Here is a 13,582-nt window from a genome sequence, read left to right as displayed (position 1 = left end):
TGTAATTACAGTGGCGCGCTTTTTTGATTTCTTCCTTTTTTAGAATTGTGAATTTGCGATGGCTTCGATCTGTGCTGCTTCCGCAGGATCAGCTGCGATCAGTGAATTGTATATCGCCTGATCTTCGCCACCAGTTTTCGTCAATGCAGCAAGATACCAACGGGCAATTTCACGATTCGTTGCATCTGCGAAATCTTGGCTTATGGCTGGTTTCAAGATGGAGACTGCATTTTGTAGCTGTCCAGACATATAATGCATTTTCCCTACCTTCAGTTTTATATCTGGAGCAAGAGTCTTGGAAAGTTCATTATCCGCAAGTACATGATTGTAGGCCAAAAGCCCAACGGCAAAGCCAGCTTTCATATTTTCTAATCTATCTTCATCATCTTGTTGTGCATAAGCTGCCTGTCCTAAATCAAAAGAGCGGCTGATGAGTGAACTGTACCAATTTATATCCCAAGGAGTTTCGCTGTTCATTATATCCGTGTAATTAGCATCTGAATTCAGCTTTAGAGTTGTCTTCGCTGCATCCTCTTGTCCGGATAAGAGCTGCATTTTGCCGACGTTTAAAGCGATAGTTGGCGTTACTGAGAAAGGACGCCCTTGCAATTGTTCTGGTGGAAGAGTCTTCAGATGTTCTATACCGGCAAGAATGTGATTATATGCTTCTTGAGCTTCATTGAAATACGCTTGTTTTTTTGTCTCATCCTTTTGGTTAAGGGCTTGCTGACCTAATGCAAAGGAACGGCTGATGAGAGTATCATACCAACTAATATCCCAGTTGAACTTATCAGCATTATCACGGTAAACACCGTATGCAAGATCATTTTGACCTTTTAAATCATAGTAGCTCACCATTTGAGCTAAAAGATATTTGTTGTACGGCTCATCTTTTAGTGCTCGAGTTAATACATTATGGGCCTCTTCAAGAAATTGCTCATCTTGCGTTTGATTGAATACCGTCATATCCAAAGCAGATAAGGAGATGGCGGATTCAGGATGATTAGGACGGGTTTTTAAAGACTCAACCAGTGGTGCTTTAATTTCTTCGTATGAAGTACTTACTCTAATCAGATTCTTACCCTTTAGAGCAGCATTACTGGAACCGATATAGCTAATCGAGAGGAATAGTAAGAATATAGTGCCTACCGTGAGAACAGCGGAATATCCAAGCCGCAAACCAGTTGTATTCCAACTTTTACGTAGCTGTTTGCTATCCATTACAACTGCCATGCCCGCCAGTCCAAGGAAAACGAGTATTCCCATAAAGGCATAACTCATATTGAAATCAAGTAGACTATGCACAAGAATGGATAATGCAATGATTAGATAAAAGAAACCATTCTCAAAATCATTTTTATCGCGTTTCACATACCCACGAATATACTTATAGAAAATATACAAAATGAATCCCATAAATACGATGAAACCAAGGATGCCAACCTCAATCAAGTATTGTAAAAAGAAGTTGTGCACTTGCCGGCTAGTGTAAGGGTTATTCTGATAGTGCTCATATAGTGAGGACCAGCCTCCGCCACCAGCACCAAGGATTGGATAATCCTTAACTACCTTCATGGCATCTTTATAAAAAGTAATCCGTTCAAGTACGCTATGTTGTTGGAAATTGATGTTCTCAAGACGAGTCTCCATATTATCAGGCAAGATACTTTTTGCACTCGTACCGATAAGTAAGAAAGCTACAATTGCTACTAGAGCGACAGATCCGAGCGGAATCCAAAGGCTTGTCCGTTTACGTGAAGACCAATTACTCAGCTTCTTATGCAGCCATGGAGCGACAAAACGCTGAATGACCCAAGATAGGCCAGCCACAACTAGTGAAGCTCCTAATAGATATGCCCAACCTTTTAAAGCGGAAGTAGAAGTGAAATTCGCGTTTAACTCTATTCCTAGATTAGTTACGGGTGTCGTAATGAGCAAAGATACAATACCGGCAACTCCTAGATGCAGAATCCAAAGGATTTGCTGTGCAGGTTTTAGGAACAGAAGTAGAAGTATGAATACTACAGGTAGCAGGACCAAGCCACCGCGAGATAAGGTTAACAAGATCGACACAATGATGGGCACTAACATAAAGCCATGAGTCAACGTTCCATACCATTTTTTAGAGCGAATAAGCACGAATATTGCTACAAAGAGAAAGGCCATTAAGAATGCAGCGTATGTATTCGCATATTGAAAGATCGAAGTCAGACGAAGTCCGTTAGAGTCCGTCATTACTGCATCTAAGTAGATATTATTTCTTACGGTGTTTGAGAACCAACCCACTAGAGCTCCCGCTAGTTTGTTACTCCCCAACCAATTTAGTAGTCCAAACCCTACTATGAAATAAGCAATTGCTAGAATGGCATTTTGAATGACAACATTTACTTGCTTTTGCTTCAAGAGATAAAAGGCTATAATGAAGACTGCAACATACATGCTCTGAATAAACAGCATATTCATCGCCGTATAATGCGAAACTGCGACAAACAATGATAAAGCGTAGGTCAGAGGCAGTAAGATAGAAGCTGAAGCTACTAAGTCCCTCTGTTCATCTAGTTTGAATTTTTTGTAGTATAAGCCAAGGCAGACTAGCAGCAAAAGGCCGCTTAGTAGTGCTGATACATAGATTGGCTTCTCGAAGTCTAATTGTTGTCCGTTAAATAATCCCACTTGAAATGGGGCCCAACACAAAAATAAAATGAAAGCAACAACCAATGCCCAGATCGGAATTGCTATCTTTTCAACATTTCTCGACTGAGCGGCGTTTTTACCGTATACTGGTTTCGACACGTTATAATCTCCTTTTCCTGTAGGTACGACAATATTTTAGCATATGACTGATTTGAATTAAACTTTATATTCGTCTGGCAAGCTAGCAAGGCTTAATTTCAACATAAAAGTAAGGGGAAAATGATGAAATCCTTTAAACGTTTATTTCTATTGATATGTACAATTGCAATCTTTACAGGTAGTTATTATTACATCAATCTTTACATTAAGGATAATACTAAAACGTACCTACATTTGGTTGTAAAGTCCGAAATATCAGATGAGTACCAAGTCTTTTTTTCCACCTCAGAGAATAGTTGGTCAGAAGCCAATTCAACTAGCTTAATGTACAGCCAGCAGAGCGAATGGCAAAATTTAAAGTATGAAATACCAAAAGGATATTCATTTATCAGAATTGATCCTGGGAAAAGAGAAAATGAGATCTCCGTTAAAGACATATATTTATCTGGCAATTCCAAAGTAACTGTGAATATTAAAGAGGCTGATTTGAAGTTCAATCAAATAAAAATCGGCAACTATGACGAAAACGAACACTTTGTGCTCAGTTCAACCGGAAGTGATCCATACTTTCATTTTAATATGGAATTATTATTACAAGAATCAACTAATAACATAAACATAGGTTTACAATTATTAACTATAATTACTAGTTTATTGGTAGCTGTATTTTCATTTTTCATAGGGAAATCATTAAAGCAAATTTTGAAATTCGGTAGGGACTTTTTTGTAAATAGAACTTTAATAATGAATTTAGCTAAAAATGATTTTAAAACTAAATACGCTTCATCATATTTAGGAGTGCTTTGGGGATTTATAAATCCACTTTTAACTATAGCGACATACTGGTTTGTATTTCAGGTTGGCTTAAGAAGTGGAGATATTGGCGATACACCTTTTATAATTTGGTTTATTGCTGGAATAATACCTTGGTTCTTCTTTTCTGAGGCTTTGTCAAGTGGAACTAACTCCTTCGCTGAATATAGCTATTTGGTGAAAAAAGTTGTTTTTAAAATAGAGCTATTACCTCTAGTTAAAATATTCTCAGCTTTTTTTGTCCAACTGTTCTTTATTGTTTTTATATTTGTTGTCTATGCTTTCTATGGTCATCTTCCAACAATATATAGTCTTCAATTAATATATTATGTTTTTTGTTTAGTGGTTTTAATAGTTTCTCTAACCTTCCTTACTTCGGCAGTAGTCCTTTTCTTTAAGGACTTGAATCAAATAATTGCTGTAATATTACAGATGGGATTCTGGTTTACTCCGATCGGATGGCCAGTTAGCATGCTATCGGATTTTTGGGCTGGAGTATTCAAACTTAATCCTATGTTTTATATAGTTCAGGGATACAGAGACTCATTAATTGACCATATCTTCTTCTTTGATCGTCCTTATCAGACGATATATTTTTGGCTGTTTTGCTTAGTTATGTTTACTTTCAGTCTGAAAGTTTTTAAAAAGCTAAGACCTCATTTTTCTGATGTACTATAGGAGTGGTAATTATGGATAAAATCATCGAAATAACAAATATTTTCAAATCTTATAAATTGTATGATAAGCCTACGGATAGGTTAAAGGAGGCTATTCATCCTTCTAAGAAGACCTACCATAAAGAGTTTATTGCTCTAGATGGGATAACTTTTTCTGTAGAAAAAGGTGATGCTCTTGGTATTTTGGGTAGAAATGGGTCAGGGAAGTCTACACTTCTGAAAATGATTACGGGAGTTCTGACTCCAACTAGTGGTGATATTTATGTGAATGGTAAGATTTCCGCTATATTGGAGCTGGGGGCGGGTTTTAACCCTGAGTATACAGGAAGAGAAAATATTTATTTGAACGGATTAATGATGGGATATAACCGTGAGAAAATGGACGGTAAGGTAGACTCTATTATTGAGTTTGCAGATATAGGTGATTTTATAGATCAACCTGTTAAGGTATACTCGAGCGGTATGTTTGCAAGGCTTGCATTTGCAGTTTCAATTAACGTTGAACCTGATATTTTAATTGTGGATGAAGCATTAGCAGTAGGTGATACAAGATTTCAAACTAAATGTATAGATAAAATGAAAGATTTGAAGCTTAGAGGAACAACAATCCTATTTGTATCTCATGCTTCAGAGCAAGTTAAACGTTTTTGTAACAAGGCGGTTTGGATTAAAAATGGAAAGATAGAAGCTATGGGTGATTCGAGTGAAGTGGTAGATTTATACGAAGATTTCATGAGAAATGATTTGGGATATTCAGAAGATACAATTGATGTACGAGATATTCAAGAGTCAAAATCTGACCCCGACTTTATTCTACCAGCGAATCCAGATATCTTAGCATTAATAACCAAAGTAGAGATTAACAAGAATACATTCCGAACATTTGATGAATTGATAGTTGAAATAGAATACGAAGTATATGAAGAAACTATTGATGATTTATTACTGGGAGCTGCAATATACACTCCAAAGAGAGAGTATATCTTTGGACCTAATACCTTTTTGGAAAAAATAACAATTCCAAATAAAATGGGCCGGCATAAGGTGAATTATTGTATTCCTCAATTACCATTGCTTGGAGGAACATTTTGTCTGGATGTGGGATTATTTAACAATGAGGGTATTGTAAATATTCATTACAAGGAAAATGCTGTAACATTCAGTATAACTAATAAATATTTTTCTGAAGGACTAGTTTATATTAACCACAAGTGGGAGGTCTTGAAATGATTGATATCCTATTTGATCAATTTCAGAGATATAATAATGTAACCAATGTTATTAATACATTAAGGAAGTCAGGACAGGTTTTTAAAATTTTAGAGGTTGGTGCTAACGAACATCAGAATTTAGAAGGATTTCTGCCTGATGATCAAATTACCTATCTTGATATTCTTTTACCAGAAAATTTAAAAAATAATCCAAAATATATTTTGGGTGATGCTACTTCAATGGATTTCCCCGAGAATTATTATGATATTGTAGTTGCGTTAGATGTATTTGAACATATAGCAGATGAAGATCGTATCAAGTTTATAAGTGAATTATATAGAGTCAGTTCAGACTTTTTCGTAATTACTGCTCCTTTCCATTCTACGAAAGTTTATGAAGCTGAGAAACGTGTTAATGCATTATATAAATCGATATTTAATAAGGATTTTATATGGCTCGAAGAACATATGACCAATGGATTGCCTGATTTAGACAAGCTAACCAAGTATTTAAACTCAAAAGAGATGGAGTTCAAAATTATTAGTCACGGTGATATAGATATTTGGGAGAGAATGATGGCTATTCATTTTATAACCGCTCAAAATCCTAAGTTGACTGTTTATAGAAAAGAGATCGATAGATTTTATAATCAACACATTTTTGAATTTGATTATACAAATGATTCTTATAGGAAAATTTGTATAGTGGCTAAAGGTTGCAGTCTTTCTAAACTGGCCAAAGCTGATTCGGAAGAAATGCAATGTACGGATAAAGATAGAATCATGAACAAGCTAGCTGCTCTAGAACGAACTTTCTATAATTTAGCTTCATTAAGCACTGAAACTGTTATAGACAAAAGTAAAGCTGATTTTATACAAGTCTTTTGGGATAATGGTGAAGGTTTTAATGAGATGAATAGTACTCGAGAAAAAGTGGTTAGTGATACATGTCATTTCGAAAAAGTAATTGATCTTGGGGGGCTGAAATCAATCCGAATAGATCCTTCCGATTTCAGGGGGGCATTTAGATTCAACGAAATTTCCATCACGAAAGAGGATGGAGAAAAAGTTTCATATGAAAAGTATAGTTTAAGAGGGAATTATAACTTTGAATATAATAATCTATTTGTTTTTTATAATGATGATCCCTATGTAATTCTTGATTTTAATAATCAATTAACTGTAACGGATATAAGAATGAATATTACAAAAATTAATGAAGATGAGTTTAAAGTCTCAATGATCGACAATGTGACCAATGAAATGAAAAAATTAATCGAAAAGCAGGAGACTCATCACCAAGAATTAAGCTTGTGCAAGGAGGAAATTTTAAATCTTAATAAGAACAGTGCTGATTTAATTCAGTATAATGCAGAATTAAATCACTGTAATTTAGAGTTAAATCGTCATAATGAAGAAATGGTTCTCAAAAATAATGATTTAATGGTGCAGCTAGAAGATTTGAATCTTTTAGTGGGAAAATTGAATAAGCTAAATGATGCAACTAATAGCCTTAACGAACAATTATCTCAGGATATACTTAATTACAAAAAGCAGCTTGAAGAAAAAAAACGAGAATTACAAGAAATATATGGATCGAGATCATGGCGATACGTATCTAAAATCAAAAAAATAATAGGTAAATAATGAGGAGAGAGCAGGTGTCTTTTTTGTCCGGGAAAATATTAAATATATGGTACTTAATTATTGGTTTTTTTGGTATTACGAACAAAATAAGTATAGTTCCAGCTAATGATTTGGTAGAGAGAGGTGATGGAGCTTGGCGCTCTCTGGGCGAAGATCCATACTTTATACTGAAAGGGAATATGATGAGTGGATGGAATAAGTTGTACTGGAATTCTAAATCGGATAAATATATTCCTCTGAAAATATATTGGGATAATGGAGAGGGGTTTTCCGAAGAGAGAAGTGCAACTTTCTCAGGGATACCAAGTGGAAATGTGAATTATAAAACGTTTTTATTTATACCTCCAAAAGTACAAGGAATTAGACTTGACCCGGGAGAAGGAAAATCGGAATTTGAATTTAGGGATTTAAAAATAAGAAGAATAAGCAGAGTATCCGTAGTAGTTTCCGCGTTTCGAAATTTTCTTAAGCAAAGAGGTATAGGGTATAAAAAGCCTGGTATGATTTTTAGTAAAATAGTAAGTATATATAGAAATGAAGGGATTGCTTCATTATGGCTTAGAGTTAAAAGGAATTTAGATATCAACTCTAATAATGTTGTTAGTGGATATGAATCCTGGATTGAAAAAAATAAACTAATGGATTTTGAGATTGAAAGAATAAAGGACAAGATTGAACAGTTCACCTACAAACCCCTTATCTCTGTTATTTTGCCGGTTTATAATGTGGATGAAGTATGGCTTAGAAAATGTATCGATTCCGTTATTAAGCAATATTATAGCAATTGGGAATTATGTATTTCTGATGATGCCTCAACTAAAAAACACATTAGAAAGGTTTTGCAGGAGTATGAGGAGCAAGATTCTAGGATAAAGGTAGTATTCAGAACGGAAAATGGTCACATTTCGAACTCGTCTAATTCCGCTTTACAACTAGCAAAAGGTGAATTTATTGCCTTATTAGATCATGACGATGAATTGACCGCAGATGCTTTATATGAAAACGTAAGTCTTTTAAACATTAACCCCGATGCTGATGTTATTTATAGCGATGAAGATAAAATCTCAACCGATGGTGAACGCTTTTCACCTTATTTTAAGCCTGATTGGTCTCCAGATTTATTGATGTCTCAAATGTATATTTGTCATTTGACATTGTATCGGAAAATATTAGTGGATAAGCTTGGGGGATTTCGAACTGGTTATGAAGGTAGCCAAGATTACGACTTAATGCTAAGAGTTTCTGAATTAACAGATGAAATTTACCACATCCCCAAAATACTTTATCATTGGAGAACAATTCCTAATTCTACAGCATCTAATACTGGTTCGAAAAATTATACACATATTGCTGGTCTTAAAGCACTTGAAAGTGCAGTTGAAAGAAGAGGAATTGAGGCGGTAATTGAATCGATAGAAGATGAGTCAAACATTTATTTAACTAGGTATATGCCAGTAGGTAATCCTAAAGTTTCAATTATAATCCCAACGAAAAATATGGTGACTGTTCTCCAAACTTGTCTGGAATCAATCTTTGAAAAGACAAATTATGAAAATTTCGAAGTTCTTATTATTGATAATGGTAGCGATGATTCTGAAGTAATTGAAGCTTATCGTTATTGGGAGACAAAAGAAAAGTCGCGTTTCAAAGTATGGCCATTAGATATTCCTTTTAATTATTCTAAGTTAAATAATTACGGTGTGACTAAAGCAAAGGGTGAATTGCTACTCTTATTGAACAATGATGTAGAAGTGATATCTGAAAATTGGTTGACTGATATGGTCGGACAGGCTGTTCGTCCTGAGGTCGGAGCAGTTGGGGCAAGTTTGTATTATCCAGACAATTTATTACAGCATGGTGGGGTAGTTCTTGGATTAGGGGGAGTTGCAGGTCACAGTCATAAGCATTTTCCCGCAGAGAATCCTGGATACTTTAGGAGGTTAAAAGTAATTTCTAATTACACTGCGGTTACTGCAGCATGTTTAATGATACGCAAAGAAATATTTCTTGAAGTGGGGGGCTTAGAGGAAGAGTTACAAGTAGCATTTAATGATGTTGATTTCTGTCTAAAAGTATGGAGCAAGGGGTACAATAATGTGTGGCTTCCTCATGTAAAGCTATACCATTATGAATCAAAGAGTAGAGGTTACGAAGATACTCCTGAAAAGCAGGAACGGTTCTTGAAGGAAATTAATTGGATAAAAAGACATTGGTCCAATATTCTTGAAAATGATCCTGCTTATAATCCGAATCTTACAAAAGATAGAGAAGATTTTTCTCTTGGGGAACCTCAAAGTATTTATAATAACAATATCGGAGTGAATAGAAGGAAAATATCAAAACAGATGCAAATAAAGGGAGAGTACAGTGGTTGAAAAAAATAAGCACTACATAATTAAATTAGCAGTGTTATTTATATGTGTCTATTCATTTCATTTAATAATTAAAGTTGCCCCAGGTGATGATACTTGGTTTAGTGATGTATCAGATCAGTTTTCTTTTCTTAGCTATTTAAAATTTCGTTATAATGAGTGGTCTGGAAGAATGCCAGCTGAAGCAGCGTTATATTACTTTTTGGATGGAAGGATATGGATTTGGAGAATAATAAACACAGGAATGATTGTTTCTTTGGGTTATTTAATTGTGAGAATTATAAAAGAAAAAGTTCAGTTTCGGGAAATATTGGCAGCGATTCTCCTATTAGGTTTTTTTAGTCATAGTATTATGAGTTCTGGTCTATTGTGGATTACTGGTTCCATGAATTATCTTTGGCCTATCTGTGGAGCGTTATTTGCGATGATACCATTTGCTGACTATTCATTAAGAGGGAGATTTGCGAAAGGAAATACCAGATTAGTTCTTTGTGGTATTATTGGTTTACTATCAGCTTGTAGTAATGAACAAGTAGCCCTATGTATGATCTCTTTTTCAGTTATTTCAATCTTTCATTCTTTTTTTACAAATAAGAGTTGGGATATTAAATTAATGTTCTTAACAATTATCTTTGTGACGGGAGCTCTCATTCTATTTCTTGCTCCAGGCAACGATAAAAGATATATTGCAGAAACTGCTACGTGGTTTCCAGGATTTGATTTATTATCTATTAAAGATCATATATATATCGGGGTTATTTGGATATTTAACAAAACTACCTTTGAAATGCAATATATAATATTAATGATTTCAACAGTTTCTATTGTTGTAATGTATAAAAAATATGACAAAATGAGACTAATTCAAAGTGCTTTATTGTATGTTTTTTCATGCATGTTTTTAATTGTTGTATTTACAAAAATTATGGGTAGTTCCACTTCTTTACTATACGATTTCACCGCTATACAAAAATTTAATTTTGGCTACGAAATCTCTCATATTTGGAGACTGAATTTCGATTTTCTAGTTGCTATTGTTCCTTATATATTCTGGATTTTATATTATATGTTACTTAGTTTCATTATTTTTCTTGTTACTGATAGAAGTTTATTCGTTATTTTAACTTTATTAGCATCAATTGCTACAATGGTCGTTATGTTTGTTTCACCTACAATCTATGCGTCAGCGAGTAGAGTTCTAACTGTTGCTAGCGTTTTGATTATGTTAGTTATTGTTAATATCTTTATTAGATTCAATTTATTGAGTTTTAAAGTTACTTGGGTTATCTTTTGTACCTTTTCGACAATTAATATACTAACACTCTTTATCAGTTGGGTAATCCATGGTTACACTCCTGTACTGTAGAGTAATAGAATTGGGAGATATTTAATGAATCAGATAACAATTCTAATTCCTGCGTATAACGAAGAAGAAGTGCTTTATCCTTTATATGAAAGACTTTGTGATGTTTTTGATAGCTTGCCTTTGTTCGAATTCGAAATTCTGTTTGTAAATGATGGTAGTAGAGACAATACAATGAGTATAATTAAAGCATTGCGGAAATCAGATCCTAGAATTTCATTTGTAGATTTGACCAGGAATTTTGGAAAAGAAATTGCTATGATGGCTGGCTTTGATTATGCAAAAGGTGATGCAGTTATTATCATAGATGCAGACCTACAGGATCCACCAGAATTAATACCAGAAATGATTAAGTACTGGCAGGATGGATTTGAAGATGTATATGCTAAGAGAAGAACAAGAGCTGGAGAAACATGGTTCAAGAAATGGACATCATCTCTCTTTTATAGTCTGCTTCAAAAATTTTCAAGTATTCCAATACAACCCAATACTGGGGATTTTCGCTTGTTAGATAGAAGGTGCATTGAGGCTTTAAAACAAATGCGAGAAACTCAGCGCTATACAAAGGGCATGTTTAGTTGGATTGGTTTCAATAAGAAGGAAATTCTATTTGATAGAGATGCGAGATTAGCTGGTAAGACCAAGTGGAACTATATAAAGTTAATTGATTTAGCTATTGAAGGAATTACGTCCTTTACTACTAAACCTTTACGTATATCCGCCCTATTTGGATTTGCTATTTCATTATTTGCTTTTATCTATATAGTGTGGATTGTCTTCAAGACACTAATTTATGGTGAAAGCGTGGCTGGTTATCCATCATTAATGACTGTAGTATTATTCTTGGGAGGAATACAGCTCTTATCTTTAGGAGTTATTGGAGAATATTTAGGAAGAATATTTAATGAAACTAAAAAACGACCTTTATATTTTGTTAATGAATACAATGATTTTAAAAAGATGGCCGAATGAAGAACTACCGGGAAATCTTCAATTATATTATTTTCGGGGTATTAACAACGGCAGTTAATTTATCAGTTTTTTATTTTTTTAGTGAGGTTGGTTTTGATTTTAAAATATCAACCACAATTGCTTGGTTTCTTTCGGTATTATTTTCATTCATTACTAATAGAAGATATGTTTTTAAAAGTAACAAAAGTAGAAGTAATTCAACTTTTAAGGAGTTCAATCAATTTTTTGTTCTTCGAATATTATCATATATTATTGATCTGGTAAGCATGATATTACTCGTGAACTATTTATCGATGAATATTCTGATATCAAAAGTAATAACTAACTTAATCGTAATAGTATTGAATTATGTGATTAGTAAAAAAGTAATATTCAAATAAAAAGTTGGAGGTAACATAATGAAAGGCATAATCCTAGCAGGTGGTACAGGCTCACGCCTGTATCCGTTAACGAAAGTAACAAACAAACATCTTCTTCCCGTTGGCAAATACCCAATGATTTTTCATTCCGTTTATAAATTGAAGCAAGCTGATGTAACAGATATTCTGATCGTTACTGGTAAAGAACATATGGGTGATGTAGTTAATCTATTAGGTAGCGGACATGAAATGGGTGTTTGCTTTACTTACAAAGTACAAGATGAGGCAGGCGGAATTGCGCAGGCTTTGGACTTGGCAGAGCAATTCGTCGGGGATGATCAAATGATCGTTATCCTTGGTGATAACGTGTTTGCTGATGATATCGCTCCTTATGCACGTAATTTCCGTGAGCAAAAGACAGGTGCTAAGATCCTGATTCAGGAAGTTCCTGATCCTAAGCGTTTTGGTGTGCCTGAATTAGAGGGTAATCGGATATTGTCTATCGAAGAGAAGCCTAGTGAACCCAAGTCTGGCTATGCAGTCACAGGGATATATATGTTCGATAGTGAAGTGTTTAATATTATCAAAACGATTACACCTTCTGCACGTGGAGAATTAGAGATTACTGATGTTAATAATGCATATATTAAACGTGGAGAATTGACCTTTGATGTTCTACAAGGTTGGTGGACAGATGCAGGTACACATGCCTCATTAGCTAAAGCACATAACTTGGCGCAAGACCTTCTATTTGGTGAAGAATTCGGAAAACTGAAACTTTAGATGTGAAGGAGGTTTGCAATATGAAAGTTACACCCTTAGAACTACAAGGTGCGAGCATTTTAGAACCTGTAGTCCACGGCGACAACCGTGGATTTTTCATGGAAAGCTACAACGAAGAAGTAATGAATAAACTCGGGTTGAATTATAATTTCATTCAAGACAACCAGTCCCTCTCCGCAGAGGTCGGTGTCCTACGAGGTCTTCACTACCAACTGAACCCTAAAGCCCAAACAAAATTAATCCGCGTCTTATCCGGTGTTATTTATGATGTTATCGTCGATATCCGTCGTAATTCACCAACATTTGGTCAGTGGGTTGGCGTAATTCTTAGCGAATATAACAAACGCCAACTGCTTGTACCTAAAGGTTTCGCGCATGGCTTCTGCACGTTGGTCCCTAATACCCAAGTGTTATACAAGGTGGACGAATATTATTCCCCTGAGAATGATCGCGGCATATTATGGAATGATCCAGCGTTAGGTATTGATTGGCCGACTTCTAGTCCGATATTATCGGATAAAGATCAACGTCATCCTGTACTGATGGACGCGGAACTTAACTTCGAATTATAAACATAACATTTCATTGAACA

Annotated in this window: 10 protein-coding genes; 9 read left to right on the top strand and 1 reads right to left on the bottom strand. The window is 34.8% G+C overall.

Going from position 1 to position 13,582, the window contains the following annotated elements:
* Positions 1 to 39: 39 nt before the first annotated feature.
* On the bottom strand, positions 40 to 2,793 hold the full coding sequence (locus NST34_RS29390) for an O-antigen ligase family protein (RefSeq protein WP_341129261.1): 2,754 nt from the start codon (positions 2,791 to 2,793) through the stop codon (positions 40 to 42).
* A 324-nt stretch (positions 2,794 to 3,117) separates the two neighbouring features.
* Between NST34_RS29390 and NST34_RS29385 the strand changes: the two genes are divergently transcribed.
* From NST34_RS29385 to rfbC, 9 genes are read left to right on the top strand one after another with little or no spacing between them, the layout of a single operon-like run.
* Entirely contained in the window at positions 3,118 to 4,284 is a 1,167-nt protein-coding gene (locus NST34_RS29385) for an ABC transporter permease (RefSeq protein ID WP_341129260.1), read from the top strand.
* 11 nt (positions 4,285 to 4,295) lie between these two features.
* Entirely contained in the window at positions 4,296 to 5,513 is a 1,218-nt protein-coding gene (locus tag NST34_RS29380) for an ABC transporter ATP-binding protein (RefSeq protein ID WP_341129259.1), read from the top strand.
* Positions 5,510 to 7,141: a methyltransferase domain-containing protein gene (locus NST34_RS29375; protein ID WP_341129258.1), complete on the top strand. Its 1,632-nt coding sequence runs from the start codon at positions 5,510 to 5,512 to the stop codon at positions 7,139 to 7,141. The genes NST34_RS29380 and NST34_RS29375 overlap by 4 nt, the downstream gene beginning before the upstream one ends.
* Positions 7,142 to 7,155: 14 nt before the next feature.
* Positions 7,156 to 9,516: a glycosyltransferase family 2 protein gene (locus NST34_RS29370; RefSeq protein ID WP_341129257.1), complete on the top strand. Its 2,361-nt coding sequence runs from the start codon at positions 7,156 to 7,158 to the stop codon at positions 9,514 to 9,516.
* Complete coding sequence (locus NST34_RS29365) at positions 9,509 to 10,879, top strand: DUF6056 family protein (RefSeq protein WP_341129256.1); 1,371 nt, start codon at positions 9,509 to 9,511, stop codon at positions 10,877 to 10,879. The genes NST34_RS29370 and NST34_RS29365 overlap by 8 nt, the downstream gene beginning before the upstream one ends.
* Before the next feature lie 24 nt (positions 10,880 to 10,903).
* Positions 10,904 to 11,848 (top strand): glycosyltransferase family 2 protein, encoded by a 945-nt coding sequence (locus NST34_RS29360; RefSeq protein WP_341129255.1) that lies wholly within the window; start codon positions 10,904 to 10,906, stop codon positions 11,846 to 11,848.
* Complete coding sequence (locus NST34_RS29355) at positions 11,845 to 12,228, top strand: GtrA family protein (protein ID WP_341129254.1); 384 nt, start codon at positions 11,845 to 11,847, stop codon at positions 12,226 to 12,228. Before NST34_RS29360 ends, NST34_RS29355 begins: the two co-directional genes overlap by 4 nt.
* An 18-nt stretch (positions 12,229 to 12,246) precedes the next feature.
* The gene (locus tag NST34_RS29350; RefSeq protein ID WP_042192244.1) at positions 12,247 to 12,990 is read left to right on the top strand and encodes a sugar phosphate nucleotidyltransferase; all 744 of its coding nucleotides are present in this window, start codon (positions 12,247 to 12,249) and stop codon (positions 12,988 to 12,990) included.
* A 20-nt stretch (positions 12,991 to 13,010) separates the two neighbouring features.
* On the top strand, positions 13,011 to 13,562 hold the full coding sequence (gene rfbC / locus NST34_RS29345) for a dTDP-4-dehydrorhamnose 3,5-epimerase (RefSeq protein ID WP_341129253.1): 552 nt from the start codon (positions 13,011 to 13,013) through the stop codon (positions 13,560 to 13,562).
* Positions 13,563 to 13,582: the final 20 nt, after the last annotated feature.

Source organism: Paenibacillus sp. FSL H7-0714 (genome assembly GCF_038003765.1).
Classification (GTDB): Bacteria; Bacillota; Bacilli; order Paenibacillales; family Paenibacillaceae; genus Paenibacillus_AQ.
Note: the sequence above shows the minus strand (reverse complement) of the source record. Positions and strands in the feature narration are given on the sequence as shown.

Excerpts from the sequence above, each read along its gene's own strand:
- NST34_RS29385 (WP_341129260.1), top strand. The coding sequence starts at position 3,118 with ATGTACAGCCAGCAGAGCGAATGGCAAAATTTAAAGTATGAAATACCA.
- NST34_RS29380 (WP_341129259.1), top strand. The coding sequence starts at position 4,296 with ATGGATAAAATCATCGAAATAACAAATATTTTCAAATCTTATAAATTG.
- NST34_RS29375 (WP_341129258.1), top strand. The coding sequence starts at position 5,510 with ATGATTGATATCCTATTTGATCAATTTCAGAGATATAATAATGTAACC.
- NST34_RS29360 (WP_341129255.1), top strand. The coding sequence starts at position 10,904 with ATGAATCAGATAACAATTCTAATTCCTGCGTATAACGAAGAAGAAGTG.
- NST34_RS29355 (WP_341129254.1), top strand. The coding sequence starts at position 11,845 with ATGAAGAACTACCGGGAAATCTTCAATTATATTATTTTCGGGGTATTA.
- NST34_RS29350 (WP_042192244.1), top strand. The coding sequence starts at position 12,247 with ATGAAAGGCATAATCCTAGCAGGTGGTACAGGCTCACGCCTGTATCCG.
- rfbC (WP_341129253.1), top strand. The coding sequence starts at position 13,011 with ATGAAAGTTACACCCTTAGAACTACAAGGTGCGAGCATTTTAGAACCT.